General features: G+C 53.2%; 19 protein-coding genes. 13 read left to right on the forward strand and 6 right to left on the reverse strand.

The features are described 5' to 3' along the window. Nucleotides 1–82: 82 nt before the first annotated feature. On the forward strand, nucleotides 83–628 hold the full coding sequence (gene yfcD / locus CRO33_RS00405) for an NUDIX hydrolase YfcD (protein WP_034825091.1): 546 nt from the start codon (nucleotides 83–85) through the stop codon (nucleotides 626–628). Between the two features lie 46 nt (nucleotides 629–674). On the opposite strand, the gene CRO33_RS00410 is transcribed toward yfcD, so the two are convergent. The 3 genes from CRO33_RS00410 to ackA form a co-directional block, all read right to left on the reverse strand. Continuing rightward, a complete protein-coding gene (locus CRO33_RS00410) occupies nucleotides 675–1,934 on the reverse strand; it encodes a 4-aminobutyrate--2-oxoglutarate transaminase (protein ID WP_097116575.1) in 1,260 nt (419 codons plus the stop codon). A gap of 510 nt (nucleotides 1,935–2,444) precedes the next feature. After that, entirely contained in the window at nucleotides 2,445–4,589 is a 2,145-nt protein-coding gene (gene pta, locus CRO33_RS00415; RefSeq protein ID WP_176505707.1) for a phosphate acetyltransferase, read from the reverse strand. 73 nt (nucleotides 4,590–4,662) lie between these two features. Then, nucleotides 4,663–5,865, reverse strand: a complete 1,203-nt coding sequence (ackA, locus tag CRO33_RS00420; RefSeq protein ID WP_097116577.1) for an acetate kinase — start codon at nucleotides 5,863–5,865, stop codon at nucleotides 4,663–4,665. A gap of 339 nt (nucleotides 5,866–6,204) precedes the next feature. On the opposite strand from ackA, the gene yfbV reads away from it, so the two are divergent. The 3 genes from yfbV to CRO33_RS00435 all read left to right on the forward strand — a co-directional run bounded on the left by yfbV (nucleotide 6,205) and on the right by CRO33_RS00435 (nucleotide 7,976). Next, nucleotides 6,205–6,657: a terminus macrodomain insulation protein YfbV gene (yfbV, locus tag CRO33_RS00425; protein ID WP_034825085.1), complete on the forward strand. Its 453-nt coding sequence runs from the start codon at nucleotides 6,205–6,207 to the stop codon at nucleotides 6,655–6,657. Between the two features lie 150 nt (nucleotides 6,658–6,807). Continuing rightward, complete coding sequence (locus CRO33_RS00430; RefSeq protein ID WP_097116578.1) at nucleotides 6,808–7,302, forward strand: YfbU family protein; 495 nt, start codon at nucleotides 6,808–6,810, stop codon at nucleotides 7,300–7,302. A gap of 14 nt (nucleotides 7,303–7,316) precedes the next feature. After that, nucleotides 7,317–7,976, forward strand: coding sequence for a sugar phosphatase (locus tag CRO33_RS00435; RefSeq protein WP_097116579.1), 660 nt, complete (start codon nucleotides 7,317–7,319; stop codon nucleotides 7,974–7,976). Between the two features lie 26 nt (nucleotides 7,977–8,002). Here the strand turns inward: CRO33_RS00435 and yfbR are convergent, their stop codons facing one another. The 3 genes from yfbR to CRO33_RS24340 form a co-directional block, all read right to left on the reverse strand. After that, nucleotides 8,003–8,602, reverse strand: coding sequence for a 5'-deoxynucleotidase (gene yfbR, locus CRO33_RS00440; protein ID WP_034825080.1), 600 nt, complete (start codon nucleotides 8,600–8,602; stop codon nucleotides 8,003–8,005). Between the two features lie 182 nt (nucleotides 8,603–8,784). After that, nucleotides 8,785–10,002 (reverse strand): pyridoxal phosphate-dependent aminotransferase, encoded by a 1,218-nt coding sequence (locus CRO33_RS00445; RefSeq protein WP_034825078.1) that lies wholly within the window; start codon nucleotides 10,000–10,002, stop codon nucleotides 8,785–8,787. A 27-nt stretch (nucleotides 10,003–10,029) separates the two neighbouring features. Beyond that, nucleotides 10,030–10,263, reverse strand: coding sequence for a hypothetical protein (locus CRO33_RS24340; protein WP_141398990.1), 234 nt, complete (start codon nucleotides 10,261–10,263; stop codon nucleotides 10,030–10,032). A gap of 704 nt (nucleotides 10,264–10,967) precedes the next feature. Between CRO33_RS24340 and lrhA the strand changes: the two genes are divergently transcribed. The 9 genes from lrhA (at nucleotide 10,968) to nuoI (ending at nucleotide 21,823) form a co-directional block, all read left to right on the forward strand. Continuing rightward, nucleotides 10,968–11,891, forward strand: coding sequence for a transcriptional regulator LrhA (gene lrhA, locus CRO33_RS00450; RefSeq protein ID WP_034825076.1), 924 nt, complete (start codon nucleotides 10,968–10,970; stop codon nucleotides 11,889–11,891). Nucleotides 11,892–12,551: 660 nt separating this feature from the next. Further along, nucleotides 12,552–12,995, forward strand: coding sequence for an NADH-quinone oxidoreductase subunit A (locus tag CRO33_RS00455; RefSeq protein WP_034825074.1), 444 nt, complete (start codon nucleotides 12,552–12,554; stop codon nucleotides 12,993–12,995). A 15-nt stretch (nucleotides 12,996–13,010) separates the two neighbouring features. Beyond that, complete coding sequence (locus tag CRO33_RS00460; RefSeq protein WP_007889318.1) at nucleotides 13,011–13,691, forward strand: NuoB/complex I 20 kDa subunit family protein; 681 nt, start codon at nucleotides 13,011–13,013, stop codon at nucleotides 13,689–13,691. A gap of 115 nt (nucleotides 13,692–13,806) precedes the next feature. Further along, nucleotides 13,807–15,606, forward strand: a complete 1,800-nt coding sequence (nuoC, locus tag CRO33_RS00465) for an NADH-quinone oxidoreductase subunit C/D (RefSeq protein WP_097116580.1) — start codon at nucleotides 13,807–13,809, stop codon at nucleotides 15,604–15,606. A 2-nt stretch (nucleotides 15,607–15,608) separates the two neighbouring features. Continuing rightward, nucleotides 15,609–16,124 (forward strand): NADH-quinone oxidoreductase subunit NuoE, encoded by a 516-nt coding sequence (gene nuoE, locus CRO33_RS00470; protein ID WP_058961298.1) that lies wholly within the window; start codon nucleotides 15,609–15,611, stop codon nucleotides 16,122–16,124. 2 nt (nucleotides 16,125–16,126) lie between these two features. Further along, entirely contained in the window at nucleotides 16,127–17,467 is a 1,341-nt protein-coding gene (nuoF, locus tag CRO33_RS00475) for an NADH-quinone oxidoreductase subunit NuoF (protein WP_176505727.1), read from the forward strand. Between the two features lie 104 nt (nucleotides 17,468–17,571). After that, on the forward strand, nucleotides 17,572–20,295 hold the full coding sequence (gene nuoG / locus CRO33_RS00480; protein WP_097116581.1) for an NADH-quinone oxidoreductase subunit NuoG: 2,724 nt from the start codon (nucleotides 17,572–17,574) through the stop codon (nucleotides 20,293–20,295). Further along, complete coding sequence (nuoH, locus tag CRO33_RS00485; RefSeq protein WP_045813644.1) at nucleotides 20,292–21,269, forward strand: NADH-quinone oxidoreductase subunit NuoH; 978 nt, start codon at nucleotides 20,292–20,294, stop codon at nucleotides 21,267–21,269. Before nuoG ends, nuoH begins: the two co-directional genes overlap by 4 nt. 11 nt (nucleotides 21,270–21,280) lie before the next feature. After that, nucleotides 21,281–21,823: an NADH-quinone oxidoreductase subunit NuoI gene (nuoI, locus tag CRO33_RS00490; protein WP_034825061.1), complete on the forward strand. Its 543-nt coding sequence runs from the start codon at nucleotides 21,281–21,283 to the stop codon at nucleotides 21,821–21,823. Nucleotides 21,824–21,830: the final 7 nt, after the last annotated feature.

Consider the following 21,830-nt stretch of genomic DNA (forward strand, 5'->3'; position numbering starts at 1 on the left):
ACGCTTTACCTTACCGCTCATTCTAATAAGGCATCGCAAACAGGCGCGTGCTGGGCACGCCGAAAACAGAAAAGGGTTACGGATGGTGGATCAAACGGCAGATAGCGGTATCGAGTGGGTTGATATCGTTAGTGAAGAGAACGAAGTCATTGCGCAGGCCAGCCGTGCGCAGATGCGTGCGCAGAATTTGCGTCATCGTGCGACCTACATCGTGGTGCATGATGGTATGGGCAAAATTCTGGTGCAGCGTCGTACTGAAATCAAAGACTTCATGCCGGGTATGCTCGATGCGACCGCCGGTGGCGTAGTGCAGAGTGGTGAAGACATGCTGGAATCTGCACGCCGTGAAGCGGAAGAAGAGTTAGGGATCGCCGCAGTGCCGTTTGCCGAGCATGGTAAATTCTACTTCGAAGATGAGCACTGCCGCGTCTGGGGTGGATTGTTTAGCTGTGTGTCACATGGCCCATTCGCCATGCAGGAAGAAGAAGTGGATGAAGTGTTCTGGATGACGCCAGAAGAGATCACTGCACGCTGCGATGAATTCACCGACGACTCGCTCAAAGCCGTATCACTGTGGCTGAGCCGCAACAGCGATGCCGCGCGTCGCAAGCAGAGCAGCGAATCCTGATTCCCGCTACGTTCGAACAAGGCGCCCAACGGCGCCTTTGTTGTTTCTAATGCTCACGTAAAATGTCTTTGAGCAGTTGCAGGGCCTTATCAAACTGTGGCTGCGGAATCGTCAGCGGATAAAGAAAACGGATCACATTACTGTGTACGCCACAGGTCAGTAAAATCAGCCCTTGTGCCAGCGCCTGTAACTGAATCGCTTTGGTGATTTCTGCTGATGGTCGGCCTGCGTCATCCTGAAACTCTGCCGCAACCATTGAGCCGTAACCGCGCATCTCAGCAAGGGATGCGCATCCTGCACTCCGCAAAGTGGCACTGAGCTGTTCGCCCAATTGATTAGCGCGTGCGCACAGCTGTTCTTCATCAATAATATCCAGCACGGCATGCGCGGCGGCTATCGCGGGCGGGCTGCCCGCATAAGTGCCACCTAAACCACCCGGCTCAGGGGCATCCATCACTTCGGCACGCCCGGATACGGCCGATAACGGAAACCCGCCCGCCAGACTTTTTGCCATGGTGATCAAATCTGGCTGCACATCATAATACTCACTGGCGAACAGCTTGCCGGTGCGTGCAAAACCGCTTTGAATCTCATCGGCGATTAACAAAATGCCGTGACGATCGCATAAGGCACGTAACGCAGATACAAACGCTGGTGGCGCAATATAAAAACCGCCTTCGCCCTGCACGGGTTCGAAAATGATCGCCGCCACCTGCTGTGGGCTGATATCACTGCGGAAAATCGCTTCCAGACTCTCTAATGCCTGATGCACGCTCACGTTGTGCAGCGCATTAGGATACTGGGCGTGAAATACCGAACCGGCAAACGGCCCAAAGCCGGTTTTGTAAGGCACGACTTTGCCCGTCAACGACATGGTCATATTGGTGCGCCCGTGGAATGCGCCTGTGAACGCAATAATGCCGGGACGCCCGGTCGCCGCGCGGGCAATCTTCACCGCGTTCTCTACCGCTTCTGCACCGCTGGAAAAGAAGGTGGTTTTCACCTCGCCACTAATGGGCACGCGCTGGTTAAGCCGCTCAGCGAGATGAATATAATTCTCGTAAGGGATAACCTGAAACGCGGTATGGGTAAAGCTATCCAGCTGCTGCTGCACGGCCGCCATCACTTTCGGATGACGATGCCCGGTATTCAGCACCGCAATGCCTGCCGCGAAGTCAGCGTATTCGCGCCCATTCTGATCCCACACCGTGGCGTTTTCCGCCTTAACCGCATAAAAATCACACATCACACCCACACCGCGCGGCGTGGCCTTCAATCGACGACGGTGCACATCACTGTTGCTCATCATTCACCTCGCAAGTCACGGGAGCCTGAGATCAGTGTGATCGTCAGGATGTTTTTTTGCCAGTGAACCACTGCGTGAAAGTCGCCACGTTACATTCGCTCTGAATGCGAAGGTGTGCGCCACAAAAGCGATGATGAAGTTTGAAGGGCAGGGAAGAAGAGTATTAACAGAAACGTACGACATAGCCTTTCATGACAAACAGTAAGAATGCTGAGGTGTGCACCTCAAAAGCGATGATCAAGTTTGAAAGACAGGGCAGGCCAGTGCGAAGAGCGAAGCGTCCGCGCCATGGACGGCGCGGCCGATCTGCAGGGATGCGTTAATCCTTCGCGATCGGACTGGCCTTCCCTGTCGTTTGCACCGAGCATTCAGCGACAACTGCACCCAGCCCACAGCAACACCCAGCCCACAGCAACACCCAGCCTTCACCACCCACCAATCTTAAAGCAAAAAAAAAGAGCACAAGGTTTAACCCTCATGCTCCTTACGTTCAGCAGAAAGAAAAAGGAATTAACCTTCCGCCTGCTTTGACTGAATCGCGGTCAGTGCGATGGTATAAACAATGTCATCCACCAATGCGCCACGTGACAGATCGTTCACTGGCTTGCGCATACCCTGCAGCATCGGCCCGATGGAAATCAGGTCGGCCGAACGCTGAACCGCTTTGTAAGTGGTGTTACCGGTGTTCAGATCCGGGAAGATAAACACGGTCGCACGGCCTGCAACGGCAGAGTTTGGTGCTTTCGACTTCGCGACATCTTCCATAATCGCAGCGTCATACTGCAACGGACCATCGATCACCAGATCAGGACGTTTCTCCTGCGCGATACGCGTCGCTTCGCGTACCTTCTCAACGTCGCTACCCGCACCGGAGTTACCGGTTGAGTAAGAAATCATCGCCACGCGTGGATCGATACCAAAGGCTTTGGCGGAATCCGCAGACTGAATCGCGATCTCTGCCAGCTGTTCTGGATTCGGATCCGGGTTAATCGCGCAGTCACCGTACACCAGCACCTGCTCAGGCAGCAGCATAAAGAACACGGAAGACACCAGTGAACTGTTTGGCGCGGTCTTGATCAACTGCAACGGCGGACGAATGGTATTGGCGGTGGTATGAACAGCACCTGACACCAAACCGTCCACTTCACCGCGCTCCAGCATCATGGTGCCGAGCATCACGTTATCTTCCAGCTGCTCCTGCGCGACCACTTCGGTCATGCCTTTGCTCTTACGCAACTCAACCAAACGCGGCACATAATTCTCGCGCACCACTTCTGGATCGACAATCTCAATGCCCTGGCCCAGCACCACACCCTGAGCGGCAGCGACACGCTGGATCTCATCCGGGTTACCCAACAGTACACAAGATGCAATGCCACGCTCGGCACAAATCGCAGCGGCTTTCACGGTACGTGGCTCGTCGCCTTCTGGCAGCACAATGCGTTTGCCTGCTTTACGTGCCAGCTCGGTCAGTTGATAACGGAAGGCTGGTGGAGACAGACGACGGCTACGTTCGGAAGTCGCAGTGAGTGATTCCACCCAATCGGCATCGATAAAGCTGGCCACATACTCCTGCACCTTCTCAATGCGCTGGGTATCATCTGCAGGCACTTCCAGATTAAAGCTCTGCAGGCTCAGTGAGGTCTGCCAGGTATTGGTTTTCACCATAAACACCGGCAGGCCCGTCTGGAAGGCACGTTCACACAGACGCGCAATCGGTGCTTCAATCTGATAACCACCGGTCAGCAACACGGCACCGATCTCAATACCGTTCATGGCGGCGAGACAAGCTGCAACCAGCACGTCTGGACGATCGGCCGATGTCACCAGCAGTGAACCCGGACGGAAGTGCTCCAGCATATGCGGAATGCTACGTGCGCAGAACGTCACCGATTTCACGCGGCGGGTCTGGATCTCACCTTCGTTAATGATCTCTGCATTCAGATGGCGGCACATATCGATGGCACGCGTCGCGATCAGATCGAAACTCCAGGGTACACAGCCCAGAATCGGCAATGGGCTGTTAGCAAACAGCTGCTTAGGATCGATATTGGCAATATTTGCTTTCGTCGAATCATCGAAAATTTCAGACAGGTCAGGGCGCGTACGACCCTGCTCATCCACTGGCGCATTCAGTTTATTAATGATCACGCCGGTGATGTTTTTGTTCTTACTGCCGCCAAAGCTGCTTTGCGTTAATTCAATGCGCTCTTTCAATTGCGCAGGCGAATCATTGCCCAGCGCCGTCACAAACACGATTTCCGCATTCAGGGTTTTTGCGATTTCATAGTTCAGTGAAGAGGCAAACTGATGCTTGCGGGTTGGCACCAGTCCTTCAACCAACACCACTTCCGCGTCTTGCGCATTAGCGTGGTAGTTAGCGATGATCTCTTCCATCAACACGTCTTGCTGGTTCGAACCCAGCAGTGACTCAACGCGTGACATCTGCAGCGGTTCAGCGGCAGGGATCGCGGAGTTCTTACGAATGATGGTGGTGGTCTGATCGGGCGCATCGCCGCCCGCACGTGGCTGGGCAATCGGCTTGAACACGCTCAGGCGAACGCCTTTGCGCTCCATGGCACGAATCACGCCGAGGCTGACGCTTGTCAGGCCGACGCTGGTGCCGGTAGGGATGAGCATGATTGTACGTGACACTATAAAAACCTCTCAGGTGTTGCAGACTAGCCAAAACAACTCCGTCAGCCTGAGCTGACGGAGAGAAGTGTATTTAGGCGGTCAGACGCGCGGCGTCCTGGGCGATAACCAACTCTTCGTTGGTTGGGATCACCACGGCCGGGCGGGTGCCCTCTTTGTTGATAAAGCCAGACTTACCGAAGCGGGCCGCGAGGTTACGCTCGTGATCCACTTCAAAGCCCAGAAGACCCAGTTTCGCCAGCGCCAGCTCACGCACCATCGCCGCGTTCTCACCGATACCACCGGTGAACACCACGGCATCCAGACGACCTTCCATCAGCGCGGTGTAGCTGCCGATGTATTTCGCCAGACGATGGCAGAACACGTCCATCGCACGCTTGGCATCTTCTTTGGTCGCGTAGTTGTCTTCAACATAGCGGCAGTCACTGGTGACTTCGGTCAGACCCAGCAGACCAGACTCTTTGGTCAGCAGTTTATTGATCGCATCCACGCTCATACCGAGGGTGTCATGCAGGAAGAACACGATAGCCGGGTCGATATCACCACTGCGGGTGCCCATCACCAGACCTTCCAGCGGTGTCAGACCCATAGAAGTATCGACGCACTGGCCGTTACGGATAGCAGAGACTGAACCGCCGTTGCCGAGGTGGCAAGTAATGATATTCAGTTCATTAACTGGCTTGTTCAGCATTTTGGCGGCTTCCTGCGTCACATAGTAGTGGCTGGTGCCGTGTGCGCCGTAGCGACGAACGCCGTGCTCTTTGTACAGTTTGTACGGCAGAGCATAAAGATATGACTCTTCCGGCATAGTCTGATGGAATGCCGTATCAAAAACCGCCACATTCTTATCTGACAGATGAGGGAAGTTCTTCAGTGCTTCGTCGATACCGATCAGATGCGCCGGGTTATGCAGCGGAGCAAAAGAGGAAGCATCTTTAATGCCCTGAATCACCGATTCATCGATGATCACCGATTGAGTCAGCTGCTCGCCGCCGTGAACGATACGATGGCCGATTGCAGCGATTTGTGCCGAAAGCTCTGGTTTTTGTGCCAGAATAGTTTTAACAATAAAGTTCAGCGCTTCACTGTGCGCTGCACCTGCGCCGAGAGGCGCTTCTTGTTTGCTGCCTTCCAGTTTCCATTTGATACGCGCTTCAGGTAAATGGAAACACTCCGCCAGACCTGACAGATATTCGTCACCGGTGGCTGGATTGAGGATGGCAAACTTAAGTGAAGAGCTGCCGCAGTTCAGAACCAGTACTAACTTCGTTGACATGGAAGTACCTATTGATTAAAGAGTGGCTAAAAATAACGCAATCAGACTAACAGCGTAGCCCATGAATGCTGGTAGATTAATGATTAACATCATGCGGTAGTCAAAAAGAGACCGACATGCAAAAAAATTTCGGTAATTTTACGCAGATTTTTGAAATCTGCTTAGCGAAACATGGCTCTGAACCGCTCTTTTATTGAGCTGAAGCTTTCGGTAATGTTGCTAAAACGGCGTCAGAATACCCACTGTCACCCGCAAAGACAAAATCTTTTGAAGGATGTCACGTAAAGTTGTGTAGTTATCATTATATTTTAATCGTTGCAGAATTAGTTGAGGTCTATCATGGCGAATGACACAAGCAATCCCGGCTGGTTTGGTTTATTCCAGAACGGTCAGCGTTACATGAAGACCTGGCCAGCCGATAAGCGACTGGCCCCCATGTTCCCGGAAAACCGCGTGGTGACGGCAACGCGTTTTGCCATCCGCTTTATGCCCCCGCTGGCGATATTCACCCTGACGTGGCAAATCGCCATGGGCGGACAGTTGGGACCGGCGATTGCCACCGCACTGTTTGCCTGCAGTCTGCCGATGCAGGGATTGTGGTGGCTGGGTAAGCGCTCCATCACGCCATTGCCGCCGACGTTGCTGCACTGGTTCCACGAAGTGCGCGCAAAACTGGAAGAAGCGGGACAAGCGATTGCCCCTGTTGATGGTAAACCGACTTATCAGGCGCTGGCCGATGTGCTGAAGCGCGCCTTCAAACAACTCGACCGTACCTTCCTCGACGATCTTTGATCGATCATCCCCTTTTACTGCCAGAGAATGTGTGCAGTAACCGGGTTTAAATCAAAGAAAAGTGATGCGGGCAAACACGCATCGCTTTCCTTGTGTAATCATTTATCCATTGTTAAATCTTAAGCGGCCGTGATGGCCCGGGAGCGAACCGTGGAAATGACCCATGCACAACGACTGATCCTCTCCAATCAATACAAAATGATGGCGATGCTTGAGCCGGAAAATGCGGAGCGCTATCGCCGCTACCAGACCATCATCGAACGGGGCTATGGCCTGCAACTGCGCGAACTCGACAAAGAGTTTGGCGAGCTAACGGAAGCCACCTGCCGCCAACTCATCGATATTATGGAAATGCACCATGCGCTGCATGTCTCCTGGTCGAACCTGAAAGAAGCCAATAATATCGAAGAGCGCCGTCTGGCGTTTCTCGGTTTTGATGCGGCCACCGAGGCGCGCTATCTCGGCTATGTGCGCTTTATGGTGAACGTCGAAGGACGCTACACCCATTTTGATTCTGGAACTCACGGCTTCAATGCTCAGACGCCGATGTGGGAAAAATACCAACGTATGCTGGCGGTGTGGCACACTTGTCCGCGTCAGTATCATCTTAGCGCGAACGAAATCGCGCAGATTCTTAATGCCTGAATAAGGAGCAACGCGTGGAGTACAGGGGTTTTCTGTTTGATTTGGACGGTACGTTGGTGGATTCGTTGCCTGCGGTGATCCGCGCATGGTCATTGTGGGGCGAGCGCCAGGGTCTTGCGCCGGAAGAAGTCCTGAACTTCATACACGGTAAGCCAGCGATCAATTCACTGCGCCATTTTATGGCAGGCCAGTCTGAAGAGGCGATTCAGGCGGAGTTTATGTGGCTTGAGCGTTTAGAAGCAGAAGACACGCAGGGCGTGCAAGCGATTCCGGGGGCAAAGGCATTGCTCGCCACACTCAACGAACTGCAGATTCCCTGGGCGATAGTGACTTCAGGATCTATCCCGGTGGCTCACGCGCGTCACAAAGCGGCGGGTTTACCGATGCCGGAGGTGTTCATTACCGCAGAAAACATCAAATTGGGTAAACCGAACCCGGAGCCGTATCTGCTGGGTGCTGAACGCCTGGGACTGCCTGCAGCGGAATGCGTTGTGGTTGAAGATGCGCCCGCCGGCATTATTGCCGGGCTGGAGGCGCGCAGTGCAGTGGTTGCTGTTAATGCCCCCACGGATGCCCCGCGCCTGAATGAAGTGACCTGGCAGGTGAAAACACTGGAACCGCTGGTGGTTTCACCTACAGAAAACAGCATGTTTACGCTTTCTGCCAACGTCTGACAGAACGGGCCATAGCGGCCCGTTTTTTATAATGGGGTATCCTGAGAAATTTCATCCAGCGACAGGCTAAAGCTTGGAATGAATATCTCTACAAAGTAATCCATTTCGGGGGAACGACGCTGTGACAATGTTTTCTCCAGACGTGCCTTAGCCAGCAAAAACTCGTTATTTCCTGCTGACAGCTCTTCCAGACATTTCACGTAGGCGCACAGCGCGTCAGCCTGCTTCACCACCGCTTGTTCACTCTCGCTATGCAAATGCTCGTCAATCAACGGACGGTAGGCATCCTGCAATTCCGGCGGCAACATCTCGATCAACTTCTGCTGGGCTATCTTTTCGATCTTTTTGTACTCATGAGCAATTTGCGCGTTGTAATACTTCACCGGCGTGGGTAAATCACCGGTCAGCACTTCGCTGGCATCGTGATACAGCGCCAGCATCGCAATACGCTCTGCATTGAGATTACCGTTAAATTTTTTGTTTTTGATAATGGCCAACGCATGCGCCACCATCGCCACCTGAAGACTGTGTTCAGAGACATTTTCGGTGCGAACGTTGCGCATCAATGGCCAGCGATTGATCAGTTTAAGACGGGAGAGGTGGGCAAAAAAATGGCTACGGGTCATAAACGGTTCCTGTTCTCACGGCGGGGAAGGAGGGCCTTCCCCGAGATGAAAACAGTATATACCCTTCGGACTTCGGCTTGCATGTGCGTTAGCTGCGTTCACTTACCCAAGTCGCTCACGCAGGTAAGCAACCTGGATTCATTCACTTGCTGCCTGCATCCATTGCGGGTCAGTGTGTCAGACTACTGACGATAGCCTTGCAGGAAACGACCAAATTTATTGATCGCCATTTCCAGATCATCAACACGTGGCAAGGTGACGATGCGCACGTGATCCGGCCATGGCCAGTTAAAGGCGGTACCCTGAACCAGTAGCACTTTCTCTTGTAACAGGAAATCCAGCACCATTTTTTGATCGTCAAAGATGTTGAATTTCTTGGGATCGATGCGCGGGAACATGTACAAAGCGCCTTGCGGTTTCACGCAGCTGACGCCCGGAATGTCGTTGATCAATTCCCAGGCACGTTGGCGCTGTTCATACAAACGACCACCAGGTGCAATAAACTCGCTGATACTTTGATAGCCACCTAACGCCGTTTGAATCGCATGCTGAGCAGGCACGTTGGCGCACAAACGCATCGACGCCAGCATCTCCAGCCCTTCGATATAGCCCTTAGCGTGTTTCTTCGGACCGTTTAACACCATCCAACCCTGACGGAATCCCGCAACACGGTAGGTTTTAGACAGACCATTAAAGGTCACGGTCAGCAGATCCGGCGCCAGTGCCGCAATCGAATGGTGCTGTGACTCGTCATACAAAATCTTGTCGTAGATTTCGTCAGCGAAAATGATCAGGTTGTGCTGACGCGCAATCTCCACCACTTCCATCAGCAGTTCTTTGCTGTACACCGCACCCGTTGGGTTGTTCGGGTTAATGATGACGATGCCACGCGTGCGCGGGGTGATCTTACTGCGGATATCGTCCAAATCCGGGAACCAGCCCGCAGACTCATCACACAGATAATGCACAGCTTTACCGCTCGACAGCGACACGGCTGCCGTCCATAACGGATAATCTGGCGCAGGTACCAGCATCTCATCACCACTGTTCAGCAATGCTTGCATCGCCTGCACAATCAGTTCAGAGACACCGTTACCAATGTAGATATCTTCGACGGTAACATCGCGCATATCACGCGCCTGGTAGTGCTGCATAATCGCTTTACGCGCCGAATACAGCCCTTTTGAATCACAATAGCCTTGCGAACTCGGCAGGTTGCGAATCACATCAACCAGAATTTCATCAGGGGCTTCAAAACCAAACGGGGCAGGGTTGCCGATGTTGAGTTTGAGAACTTTATTACCTTCTTCTTCCAGACGCTTAGCTTCTTTCAGTACCGGGCCACGGATGTCATAACAGACATTTTCCAGCTTGCCGGATTTATCAATTTGAAAATTCATCGTTACCGCCTTAACGGGCAGAGTCCTTTAACCTGCCACCAAAATCAAACCTGCCCAATTTACTCCTCTCACTGTCACAAAAGAAGGGCGGCTTAAGGTTTTGGCGCGTTTGCCAATGATTCCTGTCTTGGGTGGCGTAAAACGCAGTTTGAGAAGGTTAATCTGGTTAATAACTCTATTGTTTGATTTTTTTGTAATATAAAATGCTGGTGGTTTGTGCTGGCACTGTAAAGCCGTTAATCCATGGGTAATGGAGGTCATTAAGAAATTTTTTATTTACATCCTGCAAAAAAAACCATTAGCGACCTGATGAAATAGTTAAAGGAATCTTGTTGGATGTCGAAGAACTAAACAGTGCCGTTGCAGCCATCGCTGGTGCCATTAAATGTCACGCATTCTTAATCAGTTTAAGGTGGCAGCATGAAGCGCTGCGAAGTGACCTATTCTGATAACAGCAGCAGGTTAAATAGCATTTACACTGTAACTTTAGCGCGGCAGCAGCAGTTTAAGAACCTGGGGGGTTAAAAAATGAGCGCTGTTGTGGCAGGATGTGGCGGAAAAGGGATTTGGTCAAAAAATGCGATGATTTGATCAAAAACATTTCCCTTTAAAGCGTAAAAATGATTAAGTATAATTTATTATTTGATGCACTTTATCGCTTCGCATCAGCATAACATGATGTTATCTCTTTTTGACCCGCAGGCCGTTTTCGCGGGAAACTAGACAACTACGCAGCTTCCAGCATCTGTGCGACATACGTCTTCGTACCCGAAGTTGTTCTGTCTTATTTGACGGCACTCCTCTGAATACAGAGTGACGTATCCGTCGGCATCCGCCTGACACGATTTTTCCATGACAGCTCCACACAGGGCTGTCATTAAGCACCATTACCTCTTATCTATTTGATAAGTAGGGTAATACACCAGGGTAGTAGTTTTAAAAAATCTTATAAGTGAAGAAAAAACATGACTAATGCAAATCGTCCGATACTGAATCTCGACCTCGATCTGCTGCGTACTTTTGTTGCTGTTGCTGACTTGAATACTTTTGCGGCGGCGGCTGCAGCAGTGTGCAGAACGCAATCCGCAGTAAGTCAGCAGATGCAACGTCTGGAACAATTGGTAGGTAAAGAGCTGTTTGCCAGACATGGACGTAATAAACTGTTGACGGAGCATGGCATCCAGTTGCTAGGCTACGCCAGAAAGATCCTTCGTTTCAATGACGAAGCGTGCACCTCTTTAATGTACAGCAACATCCAGGGCGTACTGACCATCGGCGCCTCCGATGACACTTCCGATACCATTCTGCCGTTCCTGCTTAACCGCGTAACGTCGGTCTATCCGAAGCTGGCCATTGATGTGCGCGTCAAACGCAACCCGTTCATGATGGAAATGCTGAATCAGGGTGAGGTTGATCTGGTTGTCACCACGTCCAGTCCTGGTAATTTCACCCATCAGGTCCTGCGTACCTCACCGACGCTTTGGTACTGTGCTGCGGATTATATCTTCCAGCGCGGCGAAGCCATTCCACTGGTGCTGCTGGATGAGCCAAGTCCGTACCGTGACATGGCGATCGATCACCTGAATGAAGCGGGCATCCCATGGCGCATTTCCTATGTTGCATCAACGCTGGCAGCAGTGCGTGCGGCAGTGAAAGCGGGTCTGGGTGTCACAGCACGCCCGGTTGAGATGATGAGCCCAGAGCTGCGTGTAATGGGTGCGGCTGAAGGGCTGCCGGTATTGCCCGATACTCAGTACCTGCTGTGCCGTAATCCAGACAGTGATAACGAGTTGGCGCTGGCGATCTTCAACGCGATGCAGTCCACCAACGATCCTTACAATCTGACGGCAAATCCAGATGGCACCCTGCTGCTGGATGACGAAGAGTAAGGTCAACAATAGCGGGTTATTCCTTCACGTTGGAATACCAGTTAATTGTTAAAACTTATTAAAATGAGCCTTAGACTGATAAACATCAGCTAAGGCTTTTTTTATGCATTTTAATTCACGCTTTCTAACGCGATTCACCACCAATAATTTTCCTCTCTTCCTGAAAAATGATAATTGTTCCATTTTTGCTCAAAGTGGAACTTCTTTATCATTCCGTGCCATCTTTCCCAGGGCATTTGCCTGTACCAATCGCCGATTTTTACAGCAAAAAACACCATTATGTGTTCTGGATCAAAAAAATACCCCCTATAAGGGGGGGGAAATCCCCGTAAGACCTGTCAAAATATGATTGTTAAATGCACGATCCATGCATGTGAATACCCGCTACACTGAAATTAACCTCACAAACTGAAGCGATTTAGCTGGTATGATGGGGTTCGTTTGTTAATAATATGCTACGGGTGTTAATTAATGTTTGGATGCTTTTGTCAAAGTTGACAAAAGGTTATAGAAAGGAGTAAAAAACCCCATAAAATTGCTGCTTATTTGATAATGACAGCATAGTTTACAAGGTTTTTTATCCTTCCCTTGAATTCATGTGGTGTGTTTGCTGCAACAGTGCAGGATGCCAGCGCCACTTTTGATGAGTAAGCAAAGAGTATGTCGACAACCACAGAAGTGATCGCTCATCACTGGGCGTTTATTGTTTTTATTGTTATTGCATTTGGCCTGTGTGCCTTCATGTTGACCGGCGGTTGGTTGTTAGGTGGTCGTGCGCGGGCACGCCATAAAGACACCCCGTTTGAATCGGGTATCGAATCCGTCGGTGATACCCATATTCGCCTCTCCGCTAAATTCTATCTGGTTGCGATGTTCTTCGTTATTTTCGACGTCGAAGCCCTCTATTTATACGCCTGGTCGACTTCAATCCGTGAGAGCGGATGGGTCGGCTTTGTCGAAGCCGCAATTTTCATTTTGGTGCTATTGGCAGGCCTGGTTTATCTGGTGCGCATCGGTGCACTGGATTGGGCTCCTGCGCGTCGTCGCGTAGTGGTCAAATCAATTCCGGTCAGTCACAACCACACCAACCCTCATAAGCAGTAAAAGCGAGGCAATAAGATGGACTACACGCTGACACGCGTAGACCCGAACGGCGGCGGTGATAACGATCGCTATCCGCTGCAGAAACAGGAGATTGTTACCGATCCTCTGGAGCAGCACGTTCATCGCAGCGTCTATATGGGCAAGCTCGAGCATGCCCTGCATGACATGGTGAACTGGGGTCGTAAAAACTCTCTCTGGCCGTACAACTTCGGTCTTTCCTGTTGCTACGTGGAAATGACCACGTCATTCACTGCGGTGCATGACGTGGCGCGTTTTGGTGCGGAAGTCATGCGCGCCTCCCCACGTCAGGCTGACTTTATGGTGATCGCCGGTACGCCGTTTACCAAAATGGCGCCGGTTATTCAGCGTTTGTATGACCAGATGCTGGAACCGAAATGGGTGATCTCCATGGGTGCTTGTGCAAACTCGGGCGGCATGTACGACATCTATTCTGTGGTGCAAGGCGTGGATAAATTCCTGCCGGTTGACGTGTACATTCCGGGCTGCCCACCGCGTCCTGAAGCTTACATGCAAGCGCTGCTGCTGCTGCGTGAGTCGATTGGTAAAGAGCGCCGTCCACTGTCGTGGGTGGTGGGTGATCAGGGCGTTTATCGCGCCAATATGCAGCCAGAGCGTGAGAGAAAACGCGGCGAGCGTATTGCCGTCACTAACCTGAGAACGCCAGACGAAGTCTAAGCTTCCCGTACACGGATGGCACAACGGCCGCAGCAGAACATCACAATTTAATGCGCGCCGCCATCCTGACGCCTTCTTTTAGCGCCTGATTACAGGCCGGAATGGTGAGTAACGTATGACAGATTTAACCACGCAAGATCTCGCTCAGCCTGCATGGCAAACCCGCGACCATCTGGATGATCCAGTGGTCGGCGAGCTGCGTAACCGTTTTGGGCCGGATGCCTTTACCGTTCAGGCCACCCGCACCGGTATTCCGGTCGTCTGGGTGAAACGTGAACAGTTACTGGAAATTGTCGAATTCCTGCGTAAGCTGCCAAAGCCGTACGTCATGCTGTATGACTTGCACGGTTTCGATGAGCGTTTACGTACCCACCGCGCCGGTTTACCCGCTGCGGATTTTTCCGTTTTCTATCACCTGCTTTCGATTGAACGCAACCGCGACATCATGCTCAAGGTGGCGCTGTCTGAAAACGATCTGAATGTGCCGACCATCACCAAAATCTTCGCCAATGCCAACTGGTATGAGCGCGAAACCTGGGAGATGTTTGGTATCACCTTTAATGGTCACCCGCACCTGACGCGCATCATGATGCCGCAGACCTGGGAAGGCCATCCGCTGCGTAAAGATTACCCGGCGCGTGCCACTGAGTTCGACCCGTTCGAACTGACCAAGCAGAAAGAAGATCTGGAGATGGAGGCGCTGACCTTCAAGCCTGAAGACTGGGGCATGAAGCGTAGCACCACCAATGAGGACTTCATGTTCCTCAACCTGGGTCCTAACCACCCGTCCGCGCACGGTGCCTTCCGTATCATTCTGCAGTTGGATGGCGAAGAGATCGTCGACTGCGTGCCGGATGTCGGCTACCACCATCGTGGTGCTGAGAAGATGGGCGAGCGCCAATCCTGGCACAGCTACATTCCGTACACCGACCGTATCGAATATCTCGGCGGCTGCGTGAACGAGATGCCTTACGTGCTGGCGGTGGAAAAATTAGCCGGCATCACCGTGCCGGATCGCGTCAACGTGATCCGCGTGATGCTGTCAGAGCTGTTCCGTATCAACAGTCACTTGCTGTACATCTCCACCTTTATCCAGGACGTGGGTGCCATGACGCCGGTGTTCTTCGCCTTCACCGACCGTCAGAAAATTTATGACGTGGTTGAAGCGATTACTGGTTTCCGTATGCACCCAGCCTGGTTCCGCATCGGCGGTGTGGCACACGATCTGCCGAAAGGCTGGGAGCGTCTGCTGCGTGAGTTCCTCGACTGGATGCCAAAGCGTCTGAAAGAGTATGACAAAGCCGCACTGCGCAATACCGTGTTGATGGGCCGTTCGCAGGGCGTTGCGGCCTATAACATGGACGAAGCGCTGGCGTGGGGCACCACTGGTGCTGGCTTACGTGCCACCGGTCTCGACTTTGACGTGCGTAAATGGCGTCCCTATTCAGGTTATGAAAACTTCGATTTTGAGATCCCTGTTGGCGCAGGCATTAGTGATGCCTACACCCGCGTTCAACTGAAAATGGAAGAGATGTGGCAGTCACTGCGCATTCTGGAACAGTGCCTGAAAAACATGCCGGAAGGCCCGTTCAAAGCGGATCACCCGCTGACCACGCCGCCACCAAAAGAGCGCACGCTGCAACACATCGAAACCCTGATCACGCACTTCCTGCAAGTTTCGTGGGGCCCGGTCATGCCGGCCAACGAATCCTTCCAGATGATTGAAGCGACTAAAGGGATCAACAGCTACTACCTGACCAGCGATGGCAGCACCATGAGCTACCGCACCCGTGTGCGTACGCCAAGCTTCCCGCATCTGCAGCAGATCCCATCGGTGATCCGCGGCAGCCTGGTATCCGACTTGATCGTATACCTCGGTAGTATCGATTTTGTTATGTCAGACGTGGACCGCTAATTATGCACGATCAAAAAATTGCCATTCACACTATCGACCCTGATGAGGTCTTTGTGCTGAGCGAGACCGAGCACCACGCTATTGAGCACGAAAAACACCATTACGAGGATGCACGCGCCGCCTCAATTGAAGCGTTGAAGATCGTGCAGAAGCAGCGTGGATGGGTGCCAGATGGCGCCATCAATGCTATTGCTGAAGTGCTGGGCATTCCAGCCAGTGACGTAGAAGGTGTGGCGACGTTTTACAGCCAGATCTACCGCACGCCGGTTGGCCGTCACGTCATTCGTTATTGCGACAGCGTGGTGTGCCACATCACCGGTTTCCAGGGCATTCAGGCTGCGCTTGAGCAGAATCTGAATATCAAGCCGGGCCAGACCACAGCCGATGGCCGCTTTACCCTGCTGCCAACCTGCTGCCTGGGCAACTGTGACAAAGGCCCAACCATGATGGTGGATGAAGATACCCATGTTCATCTGACCCCGGAAGGTATCGCCAATCTGCTGGAGCAGTATCAATGACCATTAAACAGATCATTCGTACTGCGGAAACGCATCCACTCACCTGGCGTCTGCGCGACGACAAGCAGCCGGTGTGGATTGATGAATATCGCAGTAAAAACGGTTATGTCGGCGCTGATAAAGCACTGAAAGGCATGAGCCAGGACGAAATCGTTGCGGCAGTGAAAGACTCCGGTCTAAAAGGTCGCGGTGGCGCAGGCTTTAATACCGGCCTGAAGTGGAGCCTGATGCCGAAAGACGAATCCATGAACATCCGTTACCTGCTGTGTAACGCCGATGAAATGGAGCCGGGCACCTATAAAGACCGCCTGCTGATGGAGCAAATGCCGCACCAGTTGGTGGAAGGTATGCTGATCAGTGCGTTCGCCCTGAAAGCCTATCGTGGCTACATCTTCTTACGTGGCGAGTACATCGAAGCGGCCGTGCATCTGCGCCGTGCGATTGCCGAAGCCACCGAAGCGGGATACCTCGGTAAAAACATCCTCGGTACCGGTTTCGATTTTGAACTGATCGTGCACACCGGCGCGGGACGTTACATCTGTGGTGAAGAGACCGCGTTGATCAACTCACTGGAAGGTCGTCGTGCGAACCCGCGTTCTAAGCCACCGTTCCCGGCGAGTGCGGGCGTGTGGGGCAAGCCAACCTGCGTCAACAACGTGGAAACCTTGTCCAACGTCCCAGCCATCTTCCTCAACGGCGTTGACTGGTACAAGAACATCTCTACCAGCGAAGACACCGGTACCAAAATGATGGGCTTCTCAGGCCGCGTGAAAAATCCAGGCGTGTGGGAACTGCCGTTTGGCACGACCGCGCGTGAGATTCTGGAAGATTATGCCGGTGGCATGCGCGATGGCCTGAAATTTAAAGCCTGGCAGCCAGGCGGTGCGGGTACGGATTTCCTGACCGATCAACACCTTGATCTGCCAATGGAATTTGCCAGCATCGGTAAAGCCGGCAGCCGTTTAGGCACGGCATTGGCGATGGCGGTCGATCATGAAATCGGCATGGTTTCGCTGGTGCGTAATCTGGAAGAATTCTTTGCGCGCGAGTCCTGTGGCTGGTGTACGCCATGCCGTGATGGGTTGCCATGGAGCGTGAAGATCTTGCGTGCGCTGGAGCAGAAAAAAGGCCAGCCGGGTGACATCGAAACCCTGCTGCAACTCTGTCGCCAACTCGGCCCAGGGAAAACCTTCTGTGCCCACGCACCGGGTGCCGTTGAGCCATTGCAGAGCGCGATTAAATATTTCCGTGAAGAGTTTGAAGCCGGCATTGCGCCGCAGGTGTTTGGCAATACCCGATCGATCGGTGGTATTCAGCCCAACCTGCTGAAAGCGCGCTGGTAATCAGCCGCCGTACACGGAATTCACCCTGCGCCGACACGGCGCGGGGGACAGAATTAGATGTTTAACGCTCGTCTTAGGGCGAGCCTTACGGAAGCATGTTCACTATGGCTACAATCCATGTAGACGGTAAAGAATATGATGTGAACGGAGCGGACAACCTGTTGCAGGCGTGTCTCTCTCTGGGCCTTGATATTCCTTATTTTTGCTGGCATCCGGCGCTGGGAAGCGTGGGAGCCTGCCGCCAGTGTGCGGTGAAGCAATTCCAGAATGCCGAAGATACCCGTGGTCGTCTTGTTATGTCATGCATGACACCGGCGTCGGACGGCACCTTTATTTCCATCGACGATGGCGAAGCGAAAGAGTTTCGTGAAAGCGTGGTGGAATGGCTGATGACCAACCATCCGCACGACTGTCCAGTGTGCGAAGAGGGCGGTAACTGCCATCTGCAAGATATGACGGTCATGACGGGCCACAGCTTCCGTCGTTACCGCTTCACCAAACGTACGCACCAGAATCAGGATCTCGGCCCGTTCATCTCCCATGAAATGAACCGCTGTATCGCCTGCTATCGCTGCGTGCGTTACTACAAAGATTACGCAGACGGCAAAGATCTCGGCGTTTACGGTGCCCACGACAACGTTTACTTCGGTCGCCCGGAAGATGGCACGCTGGAGAGCGAGTTCTCCGGTAACCTGGTCGAGATCTGCCCGACCGGCGTATTCACCGATAAAACGCACTCCGAACGCTACAACCGTAAATGGGATATGCAGTTCGCACCGAGCATCTGCCAGCAGTGCAGCGTGGGTTGTAACACCAGCCCAGGCGAGCGTTATGGTGAACTGCGTCGTATCGAAAACCGTTACAACGGTACCGTAAACCACTACTTCCTGTGTGACCGTGGTCGTTTCGGTTATGGCTATGTGAACCGCAAAGATCGTCCACGTCATCCAGTACAGAAGCGCGGCAACGATTGGGTCAGTCTGAATGCCGCACAAGCGGTGAATGCCGCGGCTGACGTACTGCGTCAGGCGAAGCGTGTGATTGGGATTGGATCACCGCGTGCCAGCATTGAAAGCAACTTTGCGCTGCGTGAACTTGTCGGTGCGGAAAACTTCTCCACCGGTATGCCTGCCGCTGAGCAGGCACGCGTTGAGTTGATGCTGAAAGTACTGCAGGAAGGCGGTATTTACACGCCATCACTGCGCGAAATCGAAAGCTACGATGCGGTGCTGGTGCTGGGTGAAGACCTGACTCAGGTCGGTGCGCGTGTCGCACTTTCTGTGCGTCAGGCGGTGAAAGGTAAAGCACGTGAAATGGCAGCAGCCCAGAAAGTGGCTGACTGGCAGATCGCGGCGATCCTGAACATTGGTCAGCACGCCAAACATCCGCTATTTGTCACCAACGTTGATGAAACCCGTCTTGATGATATCGCGGCGTGGAGCTATCGCGCACCGGTGGAAGATCAGGCACGTCTCGGCTTCGCTATTGCCAATGCGCTCGATGAAGCTGCTCCAGCCGTCAGTGGCTTTGACAGCAAGCTGAACGGCAAACTGGATGTGGTGGTACAGGCGTTAGCCGGTGCCAAAAAACCACTGATTATTTCCGGTACCCACTCTGGCAGCACCGCGATGATTGAAGCGGCCGCCAACGTGGCAAAAGCACTGAAAGGTCGCGGTGCCGATGTCGGTATCACTTTCCTTGCCGGTGCAGCTAACAGCTTTGGTCTCGGCCTGATGGGGGGGCAATCGCTGGATAGCGCGCTGGAACAGCTGGATAAAGGCGAAGCGGAAGCGCTGGTGGTGTTGGAAAACGATCTTTACCGCCATGCACCGAAAGCCACCGTGGATGCGGCTTTGCACAACACCGCACACGTGATTGTGGTTGATCATCAACGCACTGCGACGCTGGAGAAAGCCGGTCTGGTGCTCTCGACGGCGAGCTTCGCAGAAAGTGATGGCACCTCGATCAACCAGGAAGGCCGCGCACAGCGTTTCTTCCAGGTTTACGATCCGTCTTATTACGACAACAGCATTGTGATGCTGGAGAGCTGGCGCTGGCTGCACTCGCTGCACAGCACTGTTGAAAGCCGTCAGATTGACTGGACGCTGCTTGATCACGTGATCGATGCCACCGTTGCAGCATTGCCACAGTTGAAAGGTATTAAAGACGCGGCGCCGGATGCAAGCTTCCGTATTCGCGGTCAGAAACTGGCGCGTTCACCGCACCGTAACAGTGGCCGTACCGCGATGCGTGCCAATATTAGCGTGCACGAACCGCGTCAGCCGCAAGACAAAGACACCATGTTTGCCTTCTCAATGGAAGGTAACAACCAACCAGGCGCACCACGTTCGCAGATTCCATTCGCCTGGGCTCCAGGCTGGAACTCCCCGCAAGCATGGAACAAGTTCCAGGCTGAAGTCGGTGGCAAACTGCGTCATGGCGATCCGGGTGTGCGTCTGTTTGAAGCGAGCGAAGGATCACTGCCGTGGTTCACCGCCGTGCCAGAAAGCTTTGTTGAAGGCAGCCAATATCGCGTTGCACCTTACTATCAGCTGTTTGGTAGTGAAGAGATGACTCAGCGTTCACCGACCTTCCAGAAGCGTATGTCGCCAGCTACGCTGGTGATTAACCCGGCTGATGCGGAGAAACTGGGCGTCAATAACGGCTCTGCGGTTGAACTGGTTTGTGCCGGTGAAACGCTGCGTCTGCCAGTACGCTTCTCCACTTCCCTGCAAGCAGGGCAGGTGGGTCTGCCGCTGGGTATGCCAGGTGTGCCGCCGTTCCTCTCAGGTGCGCAAGTTGACAAACTGCAGGAGGCTGCACAATGAGCTGGCTGACACCGGACGCTATCGACATCCTCATCCAGATCCTGAAAACCATTGTGATTCTGCTGGTGGTGGTGGGTTGTGGTGCCTTTATGAGTTTCGCCGAGCGTCGTCTGCTCGGCTTATGGCAGAACCGTTATGGACCGAACCGTGTTGGCTGGGGCGGCTCACTGCAGCTCGCCGCTGACATGATCAAAATGTTCTTCAAAGAGGACTGGGTTCCGCCGTTTACCGACCGCTTCATCTTTACTCTGGCACCGGTTATTGCCTTTGTATCGCTGCTGCTGGCGTTTGCCATCGTGCCGGTTTCACCGACCTGGATGGTGACAGATCTGAATATCGGTCTGCTGTTCTTCCTGATGATGGCCGGTCTGGCGGTTTACGCCGTGCTGTTCGCCGGTTGGTCGAGTAATAACAAATACTCACTGCTGGGTGCAATGCGTGCTTCCGCGCAGACGCTGAGCTACGAAGTGTTCCTGGGCCTGTCGCTGATGGGTGTGGTGGCGCAAGCCGGTTCATTCAACATGAACGCCATCGTCGAGAGCCAGACGCACTTGTGGAACATCATTCCGCAGTTCTTCGGCTTCGTGACCTTCTGTATCGCGGGTGTCGCGGTTTGTCACCGCCATCCGTTTGACCAGCCAGAAGCGGAACAGGAACTGGCCGATGGTTACCACATCGAATATGCCGGTATGAAGTTCGGTCTGTTCTTCGTCGGTGAATATGTGGCCATCACCACCGTTTCAGCGCTGATTGTCACGCTGTTCTTCGGTGGCTGGCACGGTCCATTCCTGCCGCCATTCATCTGGTTCGCCCTGAAAACGGCGTTCTTTATGGTGATGTTTATCCTGATTCGTGCTGCGCTGCCGCGTCCACGTTATGACCAGGTGCTGTCGTTCGGCTGGAAAGTGTGTCTGCCGTTGACGTTATTGAACCTGCTGGCGACCGCCGCAGTGATTCTGTACAGCGCGCAGTAAGGGGTTTTGAGATGACTTTAAAAGATATTGTCGTTGGCTTCGGCACGACAGTGCGCAGTATCTGGATGATAGGCATGCATGCCTTCGCCAAGCGCGAAACCCAGATGTATCCAGAAGAACCGGTTTACCTGCCGCCGCGCTACCGTGGCCGTATCGTGCTGACGCGTGATCCGGACGGCGAGGAGCGCTGTGTTGCCTGTAACCTGTGTGCGGTAGCCTGTCCAGTGGGTTGTATCTCACTGCAGAAAGCGGAAACGGTTGATGGTCGCTGGTATCCGGAGTTCTTCCGCATCAACTTCTCGCGCTGCATCTTCTGCGGTCTGTGCGAAGAAGCCTGCCCGACCACGGCGATTCAGCTGACCCCCGATTTTGAGTTGGGTGAGTTCAAGCGTCAGGATCTGGTGTACGAGAAGCAGGACCTGCTGATTTCCGGTCCGGGTAAATATCCGGAGTACAACTTCTATCGCATGGCGGGTATGGCGATCGACGGGAAAGAGAAGGGCGAAGCGGAAAACGAAGCCAAGCCAATCGACGTCAAAAGCTTGTTACCTTAAGGAGCCA

The organism is Pantoea sp. GL120224-02, assembly GCF_900215395.1.
Taxonomy (GTDB): Bacteria; Pseudomonadota; Gammaproteobacteria; order Enterobacterales; family Enterobacteriaceae; genus Pantoea; species Pantoea communis.